The sequence below is a fragment of the Mesorhizobium sp. L48C026A00 genome (genome assembly GCF_000502375.1).
Lineage (GTDB): Bacteria > Pseudomonadota > Alphaproteobacteria > Rhizobiales > Rhizobiaceae > Mesorhizobium > Mesorhizobium muleiense.
On the sequence record NZ_AYWU01000008.1, the window covers coordinates 112,856 to 135,945 of the forward strand.

23 protein-coding genes and 2 pseudogenes are annotated in these 23,090 nt (G+C 63.0%); 6 read left to right on the top strand and 19 right to left on the bottom strand.

Annotation, left to right across the window (positions count from 1 at the left end; all coding sequences use genetic code 11):
• The first annotated feature begins 102 nt into the window (after positions 1–102).
• On the top strand, positions 103–1,023 hold the full coding sequence (locus X738_RS58820) for a sugar-binding transcriptional regulator (RefSeq protein ID WP_023799422.1): 921 nt from the start codon (positions 103–105) through the stop codon (positions 1,021–1,023).
• Between the two features lie 153 nt (positions 1,024–1,176).
• Here the strand turns inward: X738_RS58820 and X738_RS58825 are convergent, their stop codons facing one another.
• Positions 1,177–1,986 (bottom strand): HAD-IIB family hydrolase, encoded by an 810-nt coding sequence (locus X738_RS58825; protein WP_023799423.1) that lies wholly within the window; start codon positions 1,984–1,986, stop codon positions 1,177–1,179.
• 4 nt (positions 1,987–1,990) lie between these two features.
• On the bottom strand, positions 1,991–3,319 hold the full coding sequence (locus X738_RS58830) for a sn-glycerol-1-phosphate dehydrogenase (protein WP_023799424.1): 1,329 nt from the start codon (positions 3,317–3,319) through the stop codon (positions 1,991–1,993).
• A 139-nt stretch (positions 3,320–3,458) separates the two neighbouring features.
• Here X738_RS58830 and X738_RS58835 point away from each other — a divergent pair, with 139 nt between their 5' ends.
• Entirely contained in the window at positions 3,459–4,442 is a 984-nt protein-coding gene (locus X738_RS58835) for a sugar-binding transcriptional regulator (RefSeq protein ID WP_023799425.1), read from the top strand.
• A gap of 45 nt (positions 4,443–4,487) precedes the next feature.
• A complete protein-coding gene (locus tag X738_RS58840) occupies positions 4,488–5,990 on the top strand; it encodes a xylulokinase (RefSeq protein ID WP_023799426.1) in 1,503 nt (500 codons plus the stop codon).
• A 15-nt stretch (positions 5,991–6,005) separates the two neighbouring features.
• Here X738_RS58840 and X738_RS58845 read toward each other — a convergent pair whose 3' ends face one another.
• Positions 6,006–6,362 (bottom strand): ArsC family reductase, encoded by a 357-nt coding sequence (locus X738_RS58845; protein ID WP_031255011.1) that lies wholly within the window; start codon positions 6,360–6,362, stop codon positions 6,006–6,008.
• A 302-nt stretch (positions 6,363–6,664) separates the two neighbouring features.
• Positions 6,665–7,018, bottom strand: a complete 354-nt coding sequence (locus X738_RS58850) for a nuclear transport factor 2 family protein (protein WP_023799428.1) — start codon at positions 7,016–7,018, stop codon at positions 6,665–6,667.
• Positions 7,019–7,217: 199 nt separating this feature from the next.
• Here X738_RS58850 and X738_RS58855 point away from each other — a divergent pair, with 199 nt between their 5' ends.
• On the top strand, positions 7,218–7,484 hold the full coding sequence (locus X738_RS58855; protein WP_023799429.1) for an AbrB/MazE/SpoVT family DNA-binding domain-containing protein: 267 nt from the start codon (positions 7,218–7,220) through the stop codon (positions 7,482–7,484).
• 9 nt (positions 7,485–7,493) lie between these two features.
• Positions 7,494–7,859: pseudogene (locus X738_RS82675) on the top strand (type II toxin-antitoxin system VapC family toxin); the annotation flags it as partial.
• A 39-nt stretch (positions 7,860–7,898) separates the two neighbouring features.
• On the opposite strand, the gene X738_RS58860 reads toward X738_RS82675, so the two are convergent.
• Genes X738_RS58860 through X738_RS58890 form a run of 7 tightly spaced genes read right to left on the bottom strand, consistent with a single transcriptional unit; the run spans position 7,899 to position 14,513 of the window.
• Positions 7,899–8,882 (bottom strand): 2-dehydropantoate 2-reductase, encoded by a 984-nt coding sequence (locus X738_RS58860; protein WP_023799430.1) that lies wholly within the window; start codon positions 8,880–8,882, stop codon positions 7,899–7,901.
• Positions 8,882–10,417 (bottom strand): acyl--CoA ligase, encoded by a 1,536-nt coding sequence (locus X738_RS58865; RefSeq protein WP_023799431.1) that lies wholly within the window; start codon positions 10,415–10,417, stop codon positions 8,882–8,884. The genes X738_RS58860 and X738_RS58865 overlap by 1 nt, the downstream gene beginning before the upstream one ends.
• On the bottom strand, positions 10,410–11,108 hold the full coding sequence (locus X738_RS58870) for a fumarylacetoacetate hydrolase family protein (protein ID WP_031255013.1): 699 nt from the start codon (positions 11,106–11,108) through the stop codon (positions 10,410–10,412). Before X738_RS58870 ends, X738_RS58865 begins: the two co-directional genes overlap by 8 nt.
• Before the next feature lie 2 nt (positions 11,109–11,110).
• Positions 11,111–11,866 (bottom strand): ABC transporter permease, encoded by a 756-nt coding sequence (locus X738_RS58875; RefSeq protein ID WP_031255015.1) that lies wholly within the window; start codon positions 11,864–11,866, stop codon positions 11,111–11,113.
• 6 nt (positions 11,867–11,872) lie between these two features.
• On the bottom strand, positions 11,873–12,676 hold the full coding sequence (locus X738_RS58880) for an ABC transporter ATP-binding protein (RefSeq protein WP_023799434.1): 804 nt from the start codon (positions 12,674–12,676) through the stop codon (positions 11,873–11,875).
• 1 nt (position 12,677) lies between these two features.
• Positions 12,678–13,505: an ABC transporter permease gene (locus tag X738_RS58885; protein ID WP_023799435.1), complete on the bottom strand. Its 828-nt coding sequence runs from the start codon at positions 13,503–13,505 to the stop codon at positions 12,678–12,680.
• Between the two features lie 12 nt (positions 13,506–13,517).
• Positions 13,518–14,513 carry an ABC transporter substrate-binding protein gene (locus tag X738_RS58890; RefSeq protein ID WP_023799436.1) on the bottom strand — a complete coding sequence of 332 codons (996 nt, stop codon included), beginning with the start codon at positions 14,511–14,513 and terminating at the stop codon, positions 13,518–13,520.
• Between the two features lie 177 nt (positions 14,514–14,690).
• Here X738_RS58890 and X738_RS58895 point away from each other — a divergent pair, with 177 nt between their 5' ends.
• On the top strand, positions 14,691–15,383 hold the full coding sequence (locus X738_RS58895; RefSeq protein WP_023799437.1) for a FadR/GntR family transcriptional regulator: 693 nt from the start codon (positions 14,691–14,693) through the stop codon (positions 15,381–15,383).
• A 57-nt stretch (positions 15,384–15,440) separates the two neighbouring features.
• On the opposite strand, the pseudogene X738_RS58900 reads toward X738_RS58895, so the two are convergent.
• The 8 genes and pseudogenes from X738_RS58900 to X738_RS87035 all read right to left on the bottom strand — a co-directional run bounded on the left by X738_RS58900 (position 15,441) and on the right by X738_RS87035 (position 22,970).
• Positions 15,441–16,867 (bottom strand): annotated as a pseudogene (locus tag X738_RS58900) (aldehyde dehydrogenase family protein).
• Positions 16,868–16,900: 33 nt separating this feature from the next.
• Positions 16,901–17,986, bottom strand: coding sequence for an ABC transporter ATP-binding protein (locus X738_RS58905; protein ID WP_023799439.1), 1,086 nt, complete (start codon positions 17,984–17,986; stop codon positions 16,901–16,903).
• Complete coding sequence (locus tag X738_RS58910) at positions 17,976–18,584, bottom strand: cupin domain-containing protein (RefSeq protein WP_023799440.1); 609 nt, start codon at positions 18,582–18,584, stop codon at positions 17,976–17,978. The genes X738_RS58905 and X738_RS58910 overlap by 11 nt, the downstream gene beginning before the upstream one ends.
• Positions 18,585–18,806: 222 nt before the next feature.
• On the bottom strand, positions 18,807–19,877 hold the full coding sequence (locus tag X738_RS58915; RefSeq protein ID WP_023799441.1) for an ABC transporter substrate-binding protein: 1,071 nt from the start codon (positions 19,875–19,877) through the stop codon (positions 18,807–18,809).
• Positions 19,862–20,740 carry an ABC transporter permease gene (locus tag X738_RS58920; protein WP_023799442.1) on the bottom strand — a complete coding sequence of 293 codons (879 nt, stop codon included), beginning with the start codon at positions 20,738–20,740 and terminating at the stop codon, positions 19,862–19,864. Before X738_RS58920 ends, X738_RS58915 begins: the two co-directional genes overlap by 16 nt.
• Positions 20,737–21,624 carry an ABC transporter permease gene (locus X738_RS58925; RefSeq protein WP_023799443.1) on the bottom strand — a complete coding sequence of 296 codons (888 nt, stop codon included), beginning with the start codon at positions 21,622–21,624 and terminating at the stop codon, positions 20,737–20,739. The genes X738_RS58920 and X738_RS58925 overlap by 4 nt, the downstream gene beginning before the upstream one ends.
• An 85-nt stretch (positions 21,625–21,709) precedes the next feature.
• A complete protein-coding gene (locus X738_RS87030) occupies positions 21,710–22,504 on the bottom strand; it encodes an NAD(P)/FAD-dependent oxidoreductase (protein WP_023799444.1) in 795 nt (264 codons plus the stop codon).
• Positions 22,446–22,970, bottom strand: a complete 525-nt coding sequence (locus X738_RS87035; protein WP_441295546.1) for an NAD(P)/FAD-dependent oxidoreductase — start codon at positions 22,968–22,970, stop codon at positions 22,446–22,448. The genes X738_RS87030 and X738_RS87035 overlap by 59 nt, the downstream gene beginning before the upstream one ends.
• Positions 22,971–23,090: the final 120 nt, after the last annotated feature.

Below are 23,090 nucleotides of genomic sequence, written 5' to 3' on the forward strand. Positions count from 1 at the left end.
CATTTGTTCAAATGCTATATCGTCGCCCTGTCTGTGGCAAGCACTTGTTGGCCGGCTACAGCGGCATTCGGATGGGTGCGCCACAAGCATCGGAGGACCCTCATGACGTCGATCGGTCTGCTGGCACGGGTTGCCCATCAGTATTTCGTGCTGGGCGAAACGCAGCAGGCCATCGCCGAGCGGCTGCAGATCAACCGCACCAAGATCCACAGGCTGCTGGCGGAGGCGAAGGAGCGCGGCATCGTCTCGATCCGCATCAATGCCGGGACGTCCCAGGCGCTCGAAATGGAAGAACAGCTCAGGCGGAAGTACCGGCTCGACATATGCAGCGTCACACCTGATGACACCGGGTCGGAACTCGGGCTCTCCGAAGTGATCGGCATCTATGCCGCGCAGACCGTCGAGACGCTGCTCAGGGACGACATGACGGTCGCCATGGCGTGGGGCCGAACCATGCGATGGCTCGCTTCCAACATCGAGCCGGTGGCGCTCAGAAACGTTACCGTCGTGCCGCTTCTCGGCTCGCTGTCGCGCCGGTCGTCGATCGACAAATACGACGCGGCCGCCGTCTTTGCCCAGCGCACCCAGGCCGAATCCTATTATCTCCCCGGACCCATCATCTGCGACAGCCGTGAAAGCCGTGAGACGATCCTGCAGCAACCGAGCGCGCGCGAGGTTATCCAGAAGGCGCTGAACGCCGACCTTGCGCTGATGAGCGTCGGCGGCACAACCAGTTCGACGCTGCGGAGCGTCGGTTACATGACCGACGAGGAATTCGACGATATCCTGAGACTGAAGCCGATCGGGAACTTTCTCGGCTATTTCTTCGACCGGGACGCCGAACTCATCGACCATCCCGTCAACGAGCGCATTGTCGGGGTCTATCCTCGCGACACGCTGAACATTCCCAAGCGCATCCTCGTTTCCGGCGGAAAGAACAAGGTCGGCATCATGACCAAGCTCTTGGAAAAGGGATTCTTCACCGGCCTCATCACCGACCAGGGGACGGGCAGTTCGCTGTGACCGGCCGGGGTTGCGGCGGCAGCCGAAGCTGCCGTGCGATGTTGCCTGGCGCATCGCGCCCGCTTGCCTAAGCCGTCCCTGGTTCGGTTCCATCGCCTGCAGAACATCCTTTTTTTTGCGTCTATTGCAGTCCGCATTTTTCGCGCCCGCCGATCAGCCCAATCCCGACCTCCGGTTCGCCAGGATCATATCGGCAATCTCGACGAAGCCGCGGCCACCCCGCGACCTGGCGACGAAAGCGGGTTCGGCGTCGATCTGTCCCTGGAAATCCACCACATTCGCGACCCCGAACGCGTTCGGAAAGAACCCGAACATCGGGGCGTCGTTCGGGCTGTCTCCAACGAAAGCATAGGCCTGCCTTTCAGCAACGAGATCGGTTCCCAGCCTCTCGCTTGCAAAGCGGCGCGTCATCGCCAGCTTGTCGTATCGGCCAAACCAGCCGTTCACATGGATCGACGAAATCTTGGCGACAGCGCCGGCCTCCTCGAAAATCTGCTTGATGCGCCTGGCATCGGACAGCGGCAGCGCCGGAACATCCTCGCAAAAGTCGATGGCCAGGTCGGCTTCGCGATATTGCTGGTCGGCGGATACTGCCGAACCCGGCACCTCCTGGACAATGCGCTTTTCCAGTTCGGTGAGCCTGCGCCTGTTTTCCCGGCGTTCGTCAGCGCTTGCCGCGAAAACCCGGATCATCTTTCGCGTTGCCTGATCATAAGCGAAGTAAAAAGCGCCATTTTCGCCTACCACGCCGGTGACCGGCCAGAACCGGGCAATCATGTCGCACCAGCCTGCCGGTCTCCCGGTAATGGGAGCAACGACAAGGCCCGCCTCGTGCAAGCGTTCGAGCGCACGGTAGGCGTCGGCCGGAAGACGACCCTCAGTGGTCAAGGTGTCGTCGATATCGCAGAAGACGCCGCGAATGCGCGATGCAGTTTCGGGTCCGAATTCGGCGAGGTCGCGCATCCGGTCAGGCTTCCCCACGCGCAAAATCCTCCAGCATTCCTGCATCCGCAGCAATGTCGAGGAACGAGAAGCGATTGCGCATCTCCCGGCAATGAACGACGGCTTCGCGATAGAAATCGGCCGGCGTGCCCAATTCGCCCGCTGAAATCGGCCCGCCGGTCGATTTCAGCAGGCGCTGCATCTCGTCGACAGGCACCATGAATTGCTTGAGCTCCTGCCTGAGTGTCGGCCAGAGCTCCTGCAACCGCTCGTTGAATGCCGCGGCGGAAGTCTCGTCGAAGGCCTTCTTCTTCAGTTCGTCGAGACATTGTGCGGCGACAGCCGGGCCCATGCGACGGATCATGTCGTCAGGATCGATCTTCGTCGCCTTCACCAACGGCGGCTTGTCGCTTGCAAGCATTGCCTGCTGCAATCGCGCCATGGTGAGCGAAGCGACGCCGACCTGGGTGCCGTGCAGCGTGCCGGGGTGACGCTCGCCGGCGAAACAGTCGATGTAGTGCGATATCTGATGCTCGCCCATGGAACCGTGATTGGAGACGCCGGTGAAGGAAATTCCGAGACCGCAGAGCGTCAGCACGCGATAGAGGTAGCCATTGGCCTCGATGTCGTGTTCGGCAAGCTTTGCCGCACGCTGGTTGAGCGCCGCCTCATCCTTTTCCTGGATGAGAAACGGGACCTGATGGTAGGCCGTGCCAAGCAGGCGGTGCGACATCCACCAGTCGATCTGGGCGACCGAGCGGCAAAGGCAGTCACCGAACCCCGCTGCCGACAGATAGGTCGGGGCGGCAGCGGAGACGCCAAGATCGACGAAAAAGCCTGATGGGGCGTGGGAAGGCAGCGATACCTTCAGGCCGCTTTCAAGTGTGATGGACGCAGTCGTCGATGTGTAGCCGTTCATCGAACCGGCCGTCCCGAACACGCAATAGCGCCGTCCATTCCTTCCGGTGACGAACTTGCAGAGATCGTTGATCGTCCCAGAACCGACCGCGACCACAGCGTCTGCATCGGCGAGTTTGACGGCCAGGCTTTCGACATTGGCCATGTCGGCATGTGGGTGATCCAGGATCACCACATCGACGGGGCCGAGCGTCTTCAGTTCGCGCGCAACGCGTTCGCCAAGCGCCTCATAGGTGGCGGCATCCGCAACGACCGTGAACCGCTCACCCAGATCGAGTTCCGAAACCAGATCGGCCGCCCGCCCGTCGAGGCTTTCTTCGATGACAATCCGGTCATACGGCACCACGGCCTTTTCACCGGTCTCCGGGTTGGTCCAGCGCCCGTCCAGAATGTCGTCGATTAATGCCGTCCAAGATCCGGCTGCCGGATTGGTCATGACGTCCTCATGCTGGCGACCCTGTAATCGAGGCGCAGGAGCGTTGGCGTTGTCGAACAATAGTCACCTATCACTGTCTTTTGTCAAGCATTTGCCCGCGACGCTTGACTTCGTTCTGCAAACCTGCGGAAAAAGGGACATGAATGCCAACGCCGACATCGACGTGGTCCGACCATCTGGGCTCTCGGCACTGCCGCCCGAATTCGACAGCGCGGTGGCGTGGGCTGCCTGGCTCTACTATGTCGACCAGCTCAACCAGAGCGACGTCGCCAAGGTCATGAACGTCTCCAGGGCGAGCGTGGTGCACTATCTGCAGGAGGCGCGCGAAAGCGGACTTGTCGCCGTGCAGGTCGACCACGACGCTTTTGCCCGCACCTTGACCTCGCGGCGTCTCATGGAAAAATACGGGCTTCGCGGCGCGGCGGTCATCCCCGACCTCGATCCCAACGATGCCGACCGCCGCATCGGCGAAGCGGCAGGACGGTTGCTGGCGTCGATGGTCGATCCGGGTGACACGATCGGCGTTGCCTGGGGAAAAACGGTGCTCGCTGCCGCCCGCTCGATCCCACGACTACGGCATGATCGGAACCTCACCGTCGTCCAGCTCTCGGGAAGCTCGATCGGGACCAGCGATTTCTCGCCGGAATTCTGCACCTCGCTGATGGCCAATCGGCTCGGCGCCCGCTGCATCAACCTGCTTGCCCCGGCGATCGTCTCCACCGACGAACTGCACGATGAACTCATGCAGGAGCCGATGCTCGTCAACCAGTTCCGCATGATCCGTGCCGCCGGCAAGGTCATCTTCGGGATCGGCGATATCGGGCCGGAGAGCACCTATGCCCGAGCCGGGATATCGGATGCCGACGCACTTGCCGGCATGATCGAGCAGGGCGCGCTCGGGGTCATCATCGGGCGGTTCATCGACGCTCAGGGAACTGCTTTTGCAACGCCGCTCGACGGACGCACCGTCGGCATCACACTCGACGAACTGAAAGCGGTGCCAGTCCGCATCTGCGCCGCCGGTGGCGCCCGCAAGATGGCGGCGATCAGGGCCGGGCTCGGCGGCGGATATGCGACACATTTTGTCACCGACATGGCCACCGCGAACAGTCTCTTGGAATAACCGGTAACCAGCACCGGTGGAAGTCATCGTCTCGGGAGGACAATCATGGGCAGCAGCGACGGACCGCTTGTCGTCGGCCTCGACAGTTCCACGCAATCCTGCAAGGCGATTGCCTGGAGCAGCGACGGACGAGCCGTGGCGGAAGGCCGGGCGCCGCTCGAGCTGATGAAGCCGAGGCCGGACTATGTCGAGCAGGAGGTCACCGACTGGTGGCGGGCCGCAACAGCGGCGCTGCGACAGCTTGTCGACGCGGTCGACGCGACACGCATCGCCGGGATCGCGATCTCCAACCAGCGCGAGACCGTTGCCCTCATCGACGGCGCCGGCGCGCCGATCGGACCCGCCAGCCTGTGGCTCGATGAACGCGCCGCCGGGCTGGTCGACCGTTTCGCGGCGGAGATCGGCCGTGAGCGACTGCACCAGATCACCGGTAAGCCGATCGACGTGACGCCGGTCGTCTATCGCCTGAAATGGCTGCGCGAGAACGAGCCGGAACGGTTGGACCAGGCGAACAAAATCCTCGACGTGCATGGCTATCTGACGCTGAGACTGACGGGAACGCCAAGCGCGAGCTGGACCAGCGCCGATCCGTTCGGTCTCTTCGACATCTCGCGCAAGGCATGGTCGCAGCCGATCCTCGATCATCTCGGCATCAAGCCGTCGCAACTTCCCAATGCGGTGCGGTCCGGCACGCGAGTCGGGACCGTTCATGCCGCAGCCGCCGCCGCAACCGGCCTTTCGGAAGGAACGCCGGTGATTGCCGCCGGCGGCGATGGGCAATGCGCCGGGCTCGGCGTCAATGCCATGCGCGACGGCGTCGTCTATCTCAATCTCGGAACCGCGATCATCGCGGGAATCTGGTCGCCAGAACCGGTGGTCGGCGCCTTCTGGCGCACCATGACCTCGCCAACCGGCGATGGCTATTTCCTCGAGGCCGTGCAGCGGGCGGGTGTCTATTTCGTCAACTGGTTCGTCGACATGTTTGCCGGCGGGCGCTCCGATCCGGCGATCTTCGACCGCCTCGAAAGGGAAGCGGCGGCCGTGCCGATCGGCGCGGACGGACTTCTCGCCGGCACCACCTTGGTCGGCTGCATGGACCCGCACTGGGATCCGAGCGCACGCGCCAGCTTCATCGGCATGCACCCCTCGCACACGCTCGGTCATTTTTATCGTGCAGGGCTCGAGGCAATGACGCTGCAAACCGCCCGGGCTCTCGAAGAGATGCGCAGCCATGGTCTTTCGCCGGCGCAAATGGTGGCGATCGGCGGCGGCGCCAACAGCAGGCTTTGGACAAAGATGATTGCGGACGCGACCGGGATCGCGATCCATAAGGGTCACAATGCCGAAGCCTCCTCGCTCGGCGCAGCGATCAGCGCGGCGGTCGGCATCGGATGGTTCGAAAGTTTTGCTGAGGCTGCGGATGCGATGACGAGCATTGCCGAGACAATCGAGCCCGACCCCAGCTGCCGCGCAGCGTGGGACGCGCTCTCGGCCAGGCAGGCCAAGGTCTTTTCCGCGACCCAATTCGCCTGGCGAACTGGAGCGTGAAAAGCGTCCGTCCGGCTACTTCAACCCACCTACCGCCTGCTGATAGACATCAGGCTTGAAGCCGACGAGGATACGATCGCCGAGATCGAGGACCGGCCGCTTGATCATCGTCGGTTTGGCCAGCATCAGCGCCTTGGCCTTCCTCTCGTCGAGGCTCAGCCTGTCCGTGTCCGACAGTTCGCGAAACGTCGTGCTCGACTTGTTGAGCAGGGTTTCCCAGCCGACCTTGCTGGACCAGCCGTCGAGCCTATCCGCCTCCAGCCCCTCGACCCTGTAGTCGTGAAAACGATAGGCGACATCGTGGCTTTCCAGCCAGATGCGCGCCTTTTTGATCGTGTCGCAATTGGTGATGCCGTACATGGTGATCGTCAATATTTTGGCCCTCGGGCTGGTCGCTCATCGAATCAGCCGCACCCTAAACCACCGTTCAAGCATTGCCAGCCCCGCAGGCATGTGACGCGAGGAGACGACATGACCGTGGCAACAAACCTGCACTCCACCAGCCAGCAGTCGATCGACCGTGTCTTCCGGGCGCTTGCCAATCCAACGCGGCCGCCGAGCTGTCGAGCGACTGAACAGAAGCCCCGCCTCGGTCAGCGAGCCAGCTCAGCCGTTCGATATGGCCTGCCCTCCTTGGTCGAGCATCTCAGGGTTCTGGAAATCCGGTTTCAGCCTCAATAATAGAAGCGCTCTTCGGCAATTTTGCCGTTCTTGACCGTGTACAGACCAACCTCATCCATGCTGACACGCTCGCCTGTAGCCTTGGGCGTTATGTCAAACTTGAAGCGCACTGCGAACTGGTCGCCGTTGACATATGGGCCCTCGACCGAGCCGTCATGAACTTCGTTGTTCTCCTCCCACCACTGGCCCTTCTGCTTCACGGCCTCCTTGCCATTGCAGACCGCCATCGGCCCTTCCATTGCTTCGTAGCTGACGATGTCGTCGGCATTGTACTTTTCAGCCGCAACATCGTTCTGACCTTGCTTGAGCAGATCTGTGAAATCCTTGGCAATTTCCGCGGTGGTCATATGATCCTTCTGTTCAGGCTAATTCCAAGTAGAGCGCTTGCTGGCCTGCAATTGTCGCCCGCTTTTGATGCAACGAAGGCGTGAAACAAAACAGGAACAAACTGGAGCGTCAAGTGGAGATCGAGTCGGCCGGGTAAGGCCGGTGCTCGTATGTAATGGGCTTTTGCATTACGTTTGCTGCCAATCAGGAGATTCTGCCATGACGACACTGACCGTAACGGCACGGGGGCAGGTCACTTTTCGGAAAGAAGTGCTTCAACACCTCGGCATCAAGCCAGGAGATAAAATCGAACTGGATTTGCTGCCGTATGGCCGCGCAGAGCTAAAGGCATCGCGGCCGATGGGATCGTTTCGGGACCTTCATGGCTTCCTGAAAGGCAAGACGAATGGCCAAGCCCTCACTATTGAGGAAATCAATGAGGCAATTGCCGAGGCTGGTGCCGCCACCGGGACGGGCAAGGAATGAAGATCACGGCTGGATACGAATGTTCCGCTCCGCGCCTATGTGGCTGACGACGCCAAGCAGGCGAGTGCCGCTGTCGAGTTGCTGGCAAGTGCTGAAATCGTGGCTGTAAGCTTACAGTCCCTTTGTGAATTCACGTGGGTCTTGGCGCGCCAATCCAAGACTGCCTGTGAAGACATTTCCGCCGCGATCCGTGCCCTGCTGAACACGGAAAATGTCGTGGTCAATCGACCCGCAGTTGAAGCTGGCCTATCGGTCCCTGATGCTGGCGGTGATTTTGCTGATGGTGTGATTGCCTATGATGGTAGCTGGCTAGGCGGGGAAGTCTTCGTTTCCTTTGACAAAAAGGCTGTGAAGCTTCTTTCTTCACAAGGGCGTTCGCCCACCTCCTCAAGGCGAGCGCCTGATAAAAATGTCTCATACCAGATAGCAGCCGCGCTCGATGGCGAGGCGGCGCACCAGCGCCAGCACGCTGTCGATGGTCGGCGTCGGCTGGCCGGTCAGCCGGCCGAGTTCCTGGACCGCCGTCACCAGCGCGTCGATCTCCATCGGCCGGCCACGCTCCAGATCCTGCAGCATCGAGGTCTTGTGCTCGCCAACGTCGCCGGCACCCTTGATGCGGCGGTCGACCGAGATCGGGAAACGAACGCCGAGGCTTTCGCCGATCGCCTGCGCCTCCAGCATCATGGTGCGGGCAAGCGCGCGGGTGGCCTCGTCGGCAGCGATTGCCGCAAGCGTGCTGCCGGTCAGCGCGGAAATCGGGTTGAAGGAGAGATTGCCCCACAGCTTCACCCAGATCTCGCTGCGGATGTCGTCGCGAACCGGCGTCTGCAGCCCCGCCGCAACCATCTCCTCGGCAAGCCGCGTGACACGCTCGCTCTTCTCGCCCGAGGGCTCGCCGAGCGAGAACCGCTTTCCCTCGATATGGCGAACCAGGCCGGGCGCATCCACCTCGGCCGCGGGATAGACGACCGAGCCGATGACGCGATCCGGCCCAAGCCGGTCCCAGATCACCCCGCCGGGATCCACCGCTTGCAACCGCGTGCCTTCGAGCGGCCCGCCGATCCTGTGGAAATACCACCACGGCACGCCATTCTGCATGGTGACGACGGCCGTTCCCTCGCCCAGCAGCGGCGCGATCTGGTCGAGCGCTGGTGCGACCGAATGGGCCTTGAGCGCCAGCACGACATAGTCCTGGACGCCTAGCTCCTGCGCCTGCGCGGCGGCCCTGACCGAGGCGACGGCTTCATGACCGTCTTCGATCAGGCGAAGACCGGCCGTCCTGATCGCGTCGAGATGCGCGCCGCGCGCCACGATCGACAGATCGACGCGGCCGGCCATGGCAAGCTTGGCCGCGAGATAGCCGCCGATCGCGCCAGCGCCAAAAATGCTGATCCGCATTATCCCAGCCCAGGTTTGGCAAGACCGAGTTTGGTCGCGAGGCCGATGCGCTGCAGCTTTCCGGTCGCGCCCTTCGGGATTTCGTCCAGGATCAGGACAGTGCGCGGCACCTTGAAGTCGGCAAGCCGTGTCGCGGCAAAGCTGCGGATGTCGCCTTCTGTGGCGGCCATGCCCTCGCGCAGCACGATCGCAGCCGCGACCTCCTCGCCGAGCTTGTCGTGCGGCGTGGCGAAGGTGACGACCTGCGCCACCGCCGGATGGTCCATCAGCACGTCGTCGACCTCGAGCGGCGAGATCTTCTCGCCGCCGCGGTTGATGATCTCCTTGAGCCGGCCGGTGACGCGCAGATAGAAGTCGTCATCGAGCACGCCCTGGTCGCCGGTATGAAACCAGCCATGCGCAAAAGCCGTGGCATTGGCGTCCGGATTGTTCTCGTAGCCCGCGGTGACATTAGGCCCGCGAATGACGATCTCGCCGGTGTCACCGGGCTGCAGCAATCGCCCGTCCGGCGCCATCACCGCCACCTCCGGTCCGGCGGCGGCGCCGACGCTGCCCGGCTTGCGCAAGCCAGGCGGCAGCCGGTTCGAAGCCATCTGGTGCGCGGCCTCGGTCATGCCGTAGGATTCGATCACCGGGCAGCCGAAGGTCGTCTCAAGCTCGGCCATCACTTGCGGCGGCAGCGATGCCGAGGACGAGCGGATGAAGCGTAAGGGCGCCACCGCCAATGCCTCGGCATTGCGCGTTGCGCGCGGCAGTATCGCCTGATGCATGGTCGGCACGGCCGTGTACCAGCTCGGCCGCGCCTCGCCCAGCCAATGGAAGAAGCGCAGCGCGTTGAAACCCGGCGTGCAGAAGACGCTGCCGCCGGCGGCGAGCGAGGACAGCACCGCCGCGATCAGCCCATGAATGTGGAACAGCGGCATGATGTTGAGGCAGCGATCACCGGCCGTCAGGCCGAGCGTCGCGCCGATATGGGCGGCCGAGGCGGCGAGATTGGCGTGGCTGAGCGGCACCAGCTTGGGCCGTGACGTGGTGCCGGACGTGTGCAGCAACAGCGCGATGTCGCCGTCTTCAGCCAGGTCGGGCGAAACAGACGGGCCAACCGGTTTGCCCTTGATCTCAAAACTGCCGGCTGGTGCGTCACGCAGTGCCGTGAGCCTGAGCACCGCTATGCCGAGGCGCTCGGCCACGGTCACCGCCGGGCCGCTTTCGTCTTCGGCGACGAGGATCGCCTTGGCGCCGATGTCGGTCAGATAGAAATCGAGCTCGTCGGCCCGGTAGGCCGGATTGAGCGGCGCCGTCGACGCCGCCGCCGCCACTGCGACAAAGGCCGTCGCCATCTCCGGCCCGTTCGGCAGCACGATGGCCACCCGGTCGCCACGGCCGAGGCCCAGTGCATGCAATTGCGCTGCCGTCTCGGAGATCAGGCGGCGCAGTCCGCCATGCGCGAGCGTGATCCTGTCGGGTGCCGAAATCGCCGGCGCATCGTCGGCTCCGGCGGCAAGCCGCTCAATGATCGAGGCCGCTTCAGACAACGCGAACCTCTAGGTCGCCGACGCCATCGATATGACCGCGAAGAACATCACCGCGCACGACCGCGCCGACGCCCGCCGGCGTGCCGGAAAGAATGATGTCCCCCGGCATCAGCGTGAAGAGCCCTGAGAGATAGCTGATCATTTCCGGAACCTTCCAAATCATCTGGTTGAGGTCGCCGGTCTGCTTTCGCTGACCATTGACGTCCAGCCAGATCGCGCCCTGGCTGGGATGGCCGGTCGAGCTTGCCGGAACCAATGGCGTGCATGGCGCCGATGCCTCGAAGGCCTTGCCGACCTCCCATGGACGGCCCATGTCCTTCGCCTTCCCTTGCAGGTCGCGCCGCGTCATATCGAGACCTACGCCATAACCGAACACGCAGTCCAGAGCCTTTTCGACCGGGATGTCGGTACCGCCGCTCTTCAGCGCCACGACCATTTCGATCTCGTGATGAACATCGTTAGAGGCCGGAGGGTACGGAAATTCTCCTGTCGTATCGAGGTTGTCGGGGTTCTTCTGGAAGAAGAATGGCGGCTCCTTGTCGGGGTCGTGTCCCATCTCGACGGCATGCGCGGCATAGTTCCGCCCGACGCAATAGACCCGGTGCACCGGAAACAACTTGTCGGTTCCCGCCACCGGGATGCTCGGGATTGCGGTCGGTTCGATGACGTAGCTTGAAGTCGTGCCGTGCATGTTCACTGTCTTGCTCCTGCGTAGTATTCGACTTTGGCTTCGGCCCGTTCGATCAGTTCGGCGATCAGCAGGGCGAAGGCAAAAAGGATGATGGTCAAGGCCCAGAATTCGGCCATGCGGAAATTTCGCGAGAAGGTTTCGAACAGCGCACCGTAGCCGACGATGGCGACGAGCAACTGGCCGATGACGACGCCCTTGACGCCGCGGATGAGGCCGAGGCGAATGCCGGCAAGGATTTCCGGAAGGGCCGCCCACAGGATGATCTTGCTATAGAGCGCCGGGCGCGAGGCGCCATAGGAACGCGCCATCTCGATCAGCGACGGCGAGATATGGCGGACCCCGGCGCGGGTGTCGAGAACGATGATCCAGATCGCAAACAGGAACACCGCCGCAACGATCGTCTTCTCGCCGAAGCCGAACAGGATCATCAGCACCGGGACGATCGCCGAGAGCGGTGCGCTTGAAAAGATGTTGACCCACATGCCGAGCAGGTCGTCGGCGATCTTGACGCGTCCCATCAGGATACCCAATGGCACGCCGACAACGATCGACAGGGCCATGCCCGTCGCGAAGGCGCGAAGGGTCGTGCCTGTCGCGCTCTGCCAGGACGGCGTCTGCACCAGGCTGACCGCTGCAACAAGCACGTCGCTAAACGGCGGCAGCAGAAAGACAAGGTCGAGCCGGCCGACGATTTCCCATACGACGCACCAGACCAGCAGGGACGCCATCATTGGCACACGGTAGCCAAACAAGGTCACGGCCGCTCACTCCACATACTGCTTCAGCCCCTGCCAGATCTCCTCGACAGTATCGAGATAGTGCCTGTCGCGATGGATGCGCTCGGGGTCGCCGGAGCGATCGATTTCCGGTTCGATGATCTGCGAAACCCGGCCGGGTCTCGGCGACAGCAAGACGATGCGGTCGGAGATGTAGACCGCTTCCTCGATCGAGTGCGTCACGAAGATGAAGGTCTTGTTCTGGTTGGTGCGCAGCCGGATCAGGTCTTCCTGGAATTTCCGCCGGTTCTGCTCGTCGACCGCCGAAAACGGTTCATCGAGCAGCAGGACGTCGGCATCGACCGACAATGCGCGCGCCAGGCCGACGCGCTGGCGCATGCCGCCCGACAGCTGATGCGGATATTTGTCCTCGAATCCGGCGAGCCCCACCTCGGCGATGTAGCGTCGGGCGATCGCTTCGCGCTCGGCCTTGTTGGTGCCGCGCAATTCAAGTCCGAAGGCCACATTGCGCATCACGGTCGCCCACGGCATCAGCGCAAAATCCTGGAACACGAAAGCGCGTTCGGGGCCGGGTGCGGTGACGTGCTTGCCGTTGATCGCGACGGTGCCGCCATCGGCCCGTATAAGCCCCGCTATGATCTTCAGCAGCGTCGTCTTTCCGCAGCCGCTGGGTCCGAGAAGGCTGGTCAGCTTGCCCCTGGGAAAGTCGAGGTCGATGCCGCGCAGCGCCTCGACATTGCCGTAGGTCTTGGAGATTCCCCTCACTTCCACGATTGAATCGATCGGTGCGGGAACCGGCGACGGTCCATTTCGCAATGCGGTCGCGCCCATCTTAAGCACCTCTGCTCTCGGGCCTGAAAACGCGGACTTCCACCCACTGCAGAAAGACGAGCGTCAGGGTGGAAAGCGCAATGATCGAGGCGATTGTTGCGTACATCTCGGCGTAGTCTGCGCGCGAGCGGTGAAAGGTGATGAGGTCGCCGATGCCGGTCGGGGTAATCAGCAGTTCGGCGAGCACCACGCCGACGAAGCCGGCAGCGACGCCGAGGCGCAAGCCGGCAAAAATCACCGGGCTGGCGTCCGGAAGGATGATCTTGGCGACGGTCTGCCAGCGGGTGCCGAGGAAGGATCGGCACATGACCAGCAACGACTCGTTGACGTTGCGCACGGCCTTGTAGGTGTTGAGCACGATGACCGGCAGCGCCAGTATCATGACGGCGAGCGTCTTGGCGGTCATGCCTATTCCGTAGACAAAGGTGACCATCGGAATGAAGGCGGCGACCGGTGCTGCCTGAAGCACGATGAACACGGGGATCACCAGCCATTCGCCGGTGCGCCACAGGCCACAGATCGTGCCGAGGCCGACACCCAGGAACGCCGACAGGACAACGCCAAGCACCAGCGGCTGCAGCGTCGAAAGATAGGCGGTTGCCAGGCTGCCGTCGGCGAGCAGTCCGAAGAACGCGACGACCGTATCGGAAAAAGTCGGGAAGGCGAAGCTGACCGGAATGCGCCCAGCCACCTCCCAAATTCCTGCGAACAGGGCGATCGACACCAGCCTGAGCAGGACCGGCTGGTCCCACGATGCGCCCGTTGCGCTGCGATTGGAAAGAGGAGCGAGGCCGGCAGCCTCGCCGTCGGTTCTGATGCTTACGGCCATTCGGCAGGCCGCCTATTTCTTGCCGAGCTTGGCGACGGCGCGGTCGATTGCGGAGACATCCCAGAAGTCCTCGACCTTGAGGCTGGCGGGATCGCCTTCGATCTGGCCGGCAAGGCTGAAGAAGGCAAAGTCGTCCTTGGCCGCATCGGCTCCGCCGCCGTTCAGCGCAAGACTGCCGGCTTCCGCGGTTTCCTTGTAGTATTCGGTGATTTCGCTGTCGGCTTCAGCGCCGAGATCCGGCAGCAGTTTATATTTGTTGCGAAGCTCGACGGCGACCGCGGGGTTCGCGGTGATCTCGCGCGCGGTCTTCATCAGTTCCTCGACCAGGATGTCGACGTCGGCGGCGTTGTTCTTCAGATAGCCCGCGGTCGCGAAAAGCGCTTCGTCAGAGGCGCCGAGATCCTCGACCGGCAGAACGATGAACTTGCCGGGGGCTTCGGCCTCGAGCGCACGCCGGTTGGCGGCATCGACGATCGACGCCTTGATGGTCCCTTGGAGCAGCGCATTGCGGCGAACCTCGGAACCCGGGACATAGCTGATGTTGCCGAGCTTGATGCTGTGGTTTTTCGCCATCAGCAGCATGACCGCCTCGGTACCGGAGCCGCGCGCCTGGACGGCGACCTCCTGCCCGTCGAGATCCTTCCATTCCTTGTAGAATTCGCTGTTGACGACGGGAAAGAAGCGCAGCGTCGATATCTGCGCGAAAATGCGGATCGGCACGCCCACCTTCTGGATCAAGGTATAGGGCGCGCCGATGCCGACATCGGCCTGGCCGCCGACAATGGCTTGGGCAGCCAGATCCTCGTCATTGAGAACAATGAGCTCGACATTCACGCCGCGTTCCTTGGCGCGCTCTATCGCGGCGAGCGTCTGGATGGATTCGATGCCCGGAAGGTCGCCGAATGCGATGCGCATGTCGCCCGCATTTGCGGCCGACAAGGGCGCTGCACATGCCAGGACCGCGGCGAAAGCGGTGGCAAGGATGGTACGTCTGGACACGCCGGCCATTGTCATTCCTCCCGTTTTTTGTAACAATTTCCTTGATTGGTTAAGACTATGGGACGGATTGGTCAAGGAGAAACTGCACCGTATCGAACGGGTGTGCCCAGAAAACTCGGCAGTTGACGGTTTGAGCTAATCGTTTTAACACCGACAAGGGAAATCATATGCGGATTGGTTAAATTGATGGACGATCCCGGTAATGGCGGCCACGCCGCCCTGGTTCAGCTGCAGGCCTATCTTGCCCAGATGGATCATGCCGGTGAGACGCGGCTGCCTGCCGAGCGGGAACTGTCGGAGAGTCTCGGCGTATCGCGCGGCGATCTGCGCAAGGCGCTGGCGGTGCTCGAGAAGGACGGCCGCATCTGGCGTCACGTCGGCAGGGGCACGTTCGTCGGCAGCGGGCCGGTCGAGGAGACGATCGGCATTTCGGAAATCGCCGGGCGCACCAATCCGGCCGATGTGATGCGCGCGCGCCTCATCCTTGAGCCCGAAATTGCGCGCGAAGCGGCGCTGCACGCCACGCTTTCGGATATCGCCGCGATGCGGCAATCGCTGGTGCAGACGCGGGAGGCCGTCACGTGGCGGCAATATGAGAATGTCGACAATCTGCTCCACCGGCAGATTGCGCAGGCGAGCCGCAACAATGTGCTGCTCGGCCTGTTCGACGTGCTGAACGCCGTGCGCCGCACCGTGGTCTGGGGACGTCTCCGTTCAGAAGGCGCCCGCCCTCCGGCAGACCATCACAGCTTCGCCGACCATGAACGGATCGTCGAGGCGATCGCCGAGCGTGACCTCGGCGGCGCGGCGGCAGCGATGCGCCTGCATCTCCAGCAGGTCGAGCGGCGCCTGATCCCTGTCCGCGAAGCCGCCGAATAGCTCAGATGACCCGCTACAGCGACCTTCTTGGATGCGCGGCGCTGTTCGGGTTAAGCCCTAAGCGCCGTAGCCGATGATGCCCTTGATCTCGAGGAAATCGTGGATCGCCCAATCGGCATATTCGCGGCCGTTGCCGGATTGCTTGTAGCCGCCGAACGGCGCGAAGGTGTCCCACTCCGGATAGTTGATCGAGACCTGCCCGGCGCGCAGCCGGCCGGCGACTTTTCGCGCGTGGTCGATATCCCCTGATTGCACGTAGGCGGCGAGGCCATAGACGGTGTCGTTGGCGATTTTCACCGCGTCATCGTCGTCATCATAGGAGATGACCGAAAGCACCGGCCCAAAAATTTCTTCCCGCTCGATGGTCATGCCCGGCGTGACGTGGCCGAAGACGGTCGGCCGCACGTAATAACCGCGATTAAGATGCTCCGGCCGGCCGGGACCGCCGGCGACCAGCGTTGCACCCTCGGCGATGCCGGCCTCGATCAGCCGCTGGATCTTGTCGAACTGGATGTTGCTGACCACCGGCCCGAGCCTGGTGTCTTCCGAGCGCGGATCGCCGACCTTGTGCGCCTCGGCCGCCTTCTTGGCGATCAGCAGCGCCTCATCGTGGCGGGCGGCCGGCACCAGCATGCGCGTCGGCGCATCGCAGGACTGGCCGCTATTGCCGAAACACGCGTTGACGCCCTTGCGCACGGCCTTCTCGAAGTCGGCATCGGCAAGCACGATGTTGGGCGATTTGCCGCCGAGTTCCTGCGCTACGCGCTTGACCGTCTCGGCAGCCGTCTTGGCGACGATGATGCCGGCCCGGGTCGAGCCGGTGAAGGAAACCATGTCGACATCGGGATGTCCGGCCATGACCTGTCCGACATCCGGACCGGTGCCGTTGACCATGTTGTAGACCCCCTTCGGCGTGCCGGCCGCTTCCATCACTTCCGAAAAGACGATGCCGCTGATCGGCGCGATCTCGGAAGGCTTCAGCACGACCGTGCAGCCGGCGGCGATCGCCGGCGCCACCTTGCAGACGATCTGGTTAAGCGGCCAGTTCCATGGCGTGATCAGCGCGCAAACGCCGATCGGCTCCTTGACCACCATGGTGGTGCCGCGCTTCTCGCTGAATTCGTAATCCTCCAGCGCATGAATAGTGGCTTCCATATGTGCCCTGCCCGCCCAGGCCTGCGCCTGGCGCGCCCAGGTGATCGGCGCGCCCATCTCCTGGCTGACAGCCTGGGCGATGTCCTCGTAGCGCTCGTTGTAGACTTCGAGGATGCGCTTCAGCAGCTTCAGGCGCTCGGCCTTGCTGGTTTGCGAAAAGGCCGGAAAGGCCCCCTTCGCCGCCGCCACGGCGCGGTCCACATCGGCCTTCGAGCCGACGGAGATTTTGGTGTAGGCCTCTTCGGTGGACGGATCGATCACATCCAGCGTCGCCGGCACCACGGGCGCGACCCATTTCCGTCGATAAAGAAGTTCAGGTGATTGCTCATGGGTAGTGCCTCCGGTTTTCTGGAAGGATAGGGTTAGATGGGCAGCATAGGGCAGTTAGCGCCGCGGCGCAGGCTGATATGCGCTACGTCGCCGACGCTGAATTGAAAACCTTCCGCCCGGCGTGGCGCATCGATCACCACTGGTATCCCCTGCCCCAATTCGGCGTGCAGGCGCAAGGTGCGGCCGTGAAAGACGATGCTGCTCACCCGCACCGGCGCGGTGCCGGTCGCTGCTTCGGTCGCCGCCAAAAGATCCTCCGGACGCACTCCGATGGTTCGCACCGCGCCTTCTCCCGGGACTTCGCCGGTTTCCGAAGTGGCTTCGAGCGGCAGGGCGCCGGCGGCGAAACGCAACCGATCGCCGTCACGGCCGACAAAGCGCGACTGCAGCAGGTTCATCGTGCCGATGAAACTGGCGACGAATTTGGTGGCGGGCCGGTCGTAGAGCGTGGCCGGCGGCGCAATCTGCTCGATGCGGCCCTTGTTCATGACGACGATACGGTCGGAGATCGACAGCGCCTCGGTCTGGTCGTGGGTGACCATGACGAAAGTGGTGCCGAGCCGCGACTGCAGCCGCTTCAATTCGACCTGCATCTGTTCGCGCAGATGCGCATCGAGCGCCGACAGCGGCTCGTCGAGCAGCAGCATACGTGGTTCGCAGACAATCGCACGGGCAAGCGCGACGCGCTGACGCTGGCCGCCAGACAATTCGGACACGCGGGCGCCGAGCTTCTCGGCAAGGCCAACCATGTCGAGCGCTTCGCCGACGCGCTTTGCCTGTTCTGCCCCGGAAAGCTTGCGCAGCGACAGGCCGAAGCCGACGTTTTCGGCGACGTCCATGTGCGGAAACAGCGCATAGTCCTGGAACACGGTGTTGACGGGACGGTCGAACGGCCGCAGCGAAGTAATGTCACGGCTGTCGAGCAGCACCCGTCCGCTCGACGGGCTTTCGAATCCTGCGATCACCCGCAGGCTAGTGGTCTTGCCGCAGCCAGATGGGCCGAGCAAGGTCAGGAACTCGCCGCGGGCAATGTTGAGATCGACGGCGTCGAGTCCGACAATGCCGCCGGGGAAAATCTTCGACACCGCCTCCAGCCGGACGAGAGGATCAGGCGCCATCGCGAACCTCGGACGGCTTGGTCGTGTTGACCCAGAGGATCTGGCAGCGCTCGGCGCCCGGATTGCGGAAGGCATGCAGCAAGGTGCTCTTGAAGGCGAAGCTGTCGCCGGTCTTCAGCCCGTAGGTGGTTGAATCGATCACGAGTTCGACCTCGCCCGACAGGACGAAACCGAATTCGTGGCCGGGATGGGCGTAGGCTTCGACGGTGCCGCCACCGGCTTCTACCGTCACCAGCATGCCGGTGAGCGTAGCGGCCGGCGGCGACAGCAGCGCCTTGGCGATGCCTTCCGACTTCACCGGGATCTGGCGCCGACTGTTGGCGCGCACGCAATAGAGATCGCTGACGGCATCGTTGCCGTCAGCAATCAGCGCCGACGGCTCGATGTCGAGAGCGGCGGCGAGCGGCCAGATCACCTTGACGCGAAGCGAGGACAAGCCGCGCTCGATCTGGCTGAGCGCACCGATCGAAACGCCGGCCTTGGCGGCAAGCTCGGCCAGCGAAAGACTGCGTTCCAGCCTGAGCGCCCGCACGCGCCGGCCGACCCGCACATCGGCGTCGTCTTTCGGCTTTTCAGCCGCTTGGTCCAGTATATCCATGCATACTTCCTCGTTCGCCAGCACTTTCCCTTCTCCCCCTGTGTGGGAGAAGGTGGCCGAGCCCACGGGTCTTGCCTCCGGCAAGCCCGAGGACAGGCTCCGCTCGGACGGATGAGGGGTGTTCCAGCTTGGCAAACCCCGCATTCTGTCCAGCACCCCTCTACCGTCTCGACGCTACGCGCCGATCCACCTTCTCCCACAAGGGGAGAAGGAAGAGCGAACTCAGCCGCCTGCCTTGACCTTCTCGAACATCTTGGCGAGTTCGTCATTCTGTTTCATCGGCCCGGTGAAGACGGTAGTCTTCAGCATCACTTCCGGATCGGACGGCAGTTGCAGCTTTTCCAGTTCCTCCTTCGGCACCGCGGCGAAGGCCGAGCTGTTTGAGCTGCCGTAACCATAGGTCTGAATCAGGTATTTTCCCGAATCCGTCTCCAGCCGGCTGTTGATGAAATCATAGGCGAGGTCGACATTCTTGGCGTCCTTGAGCATGACGAAGCCGCACGACCAGGTCAGCATGCCTTCCCTAGGCTTCATGAACTCGACCGGCACGCCCTGCTTCTTCAGCGAGGTGGCCGACGCGTTCCAGGTCATGGCGGCGACCAACTGGCCACTCGCCAGCGCCTGTTCGACCGAGGTCATGTCGGTGGTGTAGTTGGAGAGCAGCGGGCGCTGCTCGCGCAGTTTTTCAGCCACCTTTTCCATCTGTTCCGGCGTCATGTCGAACGGATTGACACCGGCGAGAAGCGCCGCCACCACCGGCGTGTCGTGGACGGCATCGATCGTCGCCATGCGCCCGGCATATTGCTTGTCCCACAAAAGGTTCCAGCTCGGCTCCGGGTTCTTCACCAGATCGGTGCGGTAAAGGATCGAGGTGTTGCCCCAGTCCCACGGCACCATCCAGACTTTGCCGTCGCCGGCCTGCAGGTCGGGCAGGTTCTTGAAAACCGGAAAGATCGAATCCCAGTTCTTGATGCGCTTGGTGTCGATTGGCTGCAGCAGGCCTTCCCTGTTCCAGCGCGCCACCTTGTCGTAGCAGGGATGCGCGACGTCAGGACGGAAACCGGCCTTGACCTTGGTGAAGGCGTCATCGTCGTCGCCGAACATCGAGGCCTCGACGCCATCGGGGTGTGCGGCGAGGAAGCTCTTGTTGAAGTCGGGAAGTTCGTAGCCCGACCAGGTGAAATATTGCAGCTTGTCGGCCGCAAGCGCGACGGTCGACGAAAGCGCCAGCGCGAAGGCTGCCAATCCGGCTTGGACCGTCTTGCGATTTATCGATTTCAGGTCGAATGCCATTGCAGTTCTCCTCTTTCGGTTTCTTCTGGTTTGGGCAGGTTGGCGGGCACTGGCCGCTGAGCGGCGGCGAGCCCGCGATGGCGCAGGATTTCGGCAATTGCCGCGATGACGAAGGACACGGCCAGGATGGCCGTGCCCAGTGCCATGACGGTCGGCAGCGATTTCGGGAAACGCAGCTGGCTCCAGATATAAAGCGGCAAGGTCGGTTCGGTGCCGGCGAGGAAGAAGGCGACGATGAACTCGTCGAAGGAGATCAGGAAGGCCAGCATGAACGCTGATACAATGGCGGGCAGGCTGAGCGGCAGCATGACCCGCCTGAATGTCGTCCAGTCGGAGGCGCCGAGATCGAGTGCCGCCTCGTGGATGGTCTTGGGTATAGCGGCGAAGCGGCTTTTCATGATCACCACCGTCGTCGGCAGCGCCACCAATATGTGGCCGAGCACGATGGCGGTGCGTGACGGACCGAAGCCAATGAGGTTGACCAGGATCAGCAGCGAGATGCCGACGATGACGCCGGGGATCAGTATCGGCAGCCGCGCGATAGCGCTGATCGTGAAGGCAAGCGGCGAACGGCCAAAAAGATCCATGTAGGACACGGTGATGCCGCAGAGCGTGGCACCGGTGGCGGCAATTGCACCGATGACGAGGCTGTTGGCAAGCGCGCCGGACAGCGCCGAATTGCCGGACAGCGTCGTGTACCATTCAAACGTGAAGCCTTGCAGCGGAAACGCCGCCTGGATCGAATCGTTGAAGGAAAACAGCGGGATCAGCGAGATCGGCAAATAGAGGAATACCAGATAGACAAGCACGTAGGCGCCGAGCCAGCGGCCACCTTGCGTTGCGTCTATGCGCGCGGCGCTCATGTGCGGCTGCCAAACCTGCGGTCGGCGGAACGCACGACCAGCACCACGGCAAGGATGACCAGCATGACGGCAACGGCGAGTGCTGCGCCGAACGGCCAGTCATTTGCCTTGCCGAACTGGGCCTGGATCAGCGAGCCGATCATGGTGCTGGCAGGGCCGCCGACCAGCGCCGGGGTGACATAATCGCCGACCGTCGGCACGAAGACGACGAGAGCCGCCGCCAGCACCCCCGGCATCGAATTCGGCAGCACGACGCGGCGAAAGCTGGTGAACGGTCTGGCGCCGAGATCGGAAGCAGCTTCGAGCAGCGATTTCGGGATCGTGTCCAGCGCCACATAGATAGGCAGGATGGCGAACGGCGCATAGGCGTGAGACAGCGTGACGACGACGGCGGCCGGCGTGTTGAGAAACGCCAGTGTCGGTTCGGACCAGATGCCGCTTTCGATGAGCGCCGAGTTCAGCACGCCATTGTAGGCAAGCACGATCTTCCAGGCGAAAACGCGCAAGAGATAGCTGGTCCAGAACGGCAGCGTCACCAGAAACAGCAGCAGCCCGCGCCGCCGTCCGGCATGGAAGGCCAGGTAGTAGGCGACGGGATAGGCGGTGACGACCGTCGCCAGCGTCACCAGGCTGGCAATGGCCAGCGAGCGCAGCGTTACCGTCCAGTAGAGCGGGTCGGATGCCACGGTGATGAAATTCGCAAAAGTGAAACCGGCGCCCAGCAGCGAACCGTCATTGCCGCGAAGGGCGAGGAAAACCACGAGGCCGAGGGCAAACAGGATCAGGAAGAAGGTGACCAGCCCGCCCGGCAGCAGCATGGCCAACCGGAAACCCGTCGAGGATCGGGACTCCGGCAGCGGCTGCCTTGCAACGATGGTCGACATCGGGGTTGCCCATCGAAATTTGAAATCACTCAAGAATTTTTCAGAATCCTGAAACTGTCAAGCTGATTCCTGCATCGGCATAAAATCAGCGCTCGAATGCATCCAGCATACGATACCAGGCGATCGTCGCGGCGACGCCGACCTGCCGAAAGACGTGGAATGGGATCGGCCGGATCTGCGAGACCGGGAACGGCAATTGCCTGGCGTCGCCGCTCGCCAGATAGCCAGCAATGCGCTCGCCAAGCGCGGTCATCAGGCCGACGCCACGGCCCTGGCAGCCGACCACTGCCATCAGGCCCTGCTCGGGCTCGTGGATATGCGGGAGGTGATCCGACGTCATCGCCACCCGGCCAAACCAGCGCTTTTCGATGGCGACTCCGGATAGCGCCGGATAGAGCCGGAGCAGCGCGCGCTCGAGATGCGCCCAATCACTTTCGCTGGTCGGCAGCGCCATTCGGCCGCGCCCGCCGAGCACCAGCCGCCCGTCGGCACTCTTGCGGTAATAAACGAGGATGCGACGTGAGTCCGATACTGCTTGCCGTTCCGGTAGAATCCCGGCCGCCAGATCGGACGGCAGCGGTGCTGTCGCGATCTGGAAGGAGTGCAGCGGAACGATCGTTTCGGCGAGACCAGGGAGCAGGTCGCCGGTATAGGCGTTCGTCGCCAGAATGACCGCTTTGGCCTGCAATTCGGCGCCGCCCTCCGTCGAGATGCGCCAAATGCCGGCGTTGTTGTCGAGGCGTATCACCTTCTGGTGTTCGGCGATCTTCACGCCCGCGGCCGAGGCGATCCGTGCCAGTTCCGACGTATAGGCAAGCGGATCAATCACGCCGGCGCGGCGGTCGAGCCAGCCACCGAGATAGCCCTGCGCGCCAGTCAACGCGGCGATCTCGGTCTGGCTCAGAAGCCGGACATCGGCGCCACGGTNCACCGAGATAGCCCTGCGCGCCAGTCAACGCGGCGATCTCGGTCTGGCTCAGAAGCCGGACATCGGCGCCACGGTTCCGCCACTGCCGGTCCCTGTTCGCCGCCGCCTTCAGCGCCGTCTCGGTGTGCGCTGCTTGGATCCAGCCATTGCGGACGAACGGAACCGCCAGTTTCTCGTCGCGGATCAATTCGAAGACGGCGTCCGCCGTCGAGGCGGCAAAATTGACGAGGATCTCGCCGCGTTCGGAGCCAAAATGCTCCAGCAGCCATTCCGGATCATATTTCAGGCCGGGGATGACCTGACCGCCATTCAGGCCCGATGCGCCTTGGCCGATTTCGCCGGCTTCCAGCACCTGCACGGCAAGGCCGAACCGGGCTGCATGCAAGGCTGTCGACAGACCGAGAATCCCGCCACCCACAATGACGAGATCGGCACGCTGGCGGCCGGGAAAAAGCGACCGGAACGCAGGGGCCGCCGGCGGCTTCCGCCAGATCGGATCGGAAAACGCTAGGGGCAAGAGTCACCTGAATGTACTTCG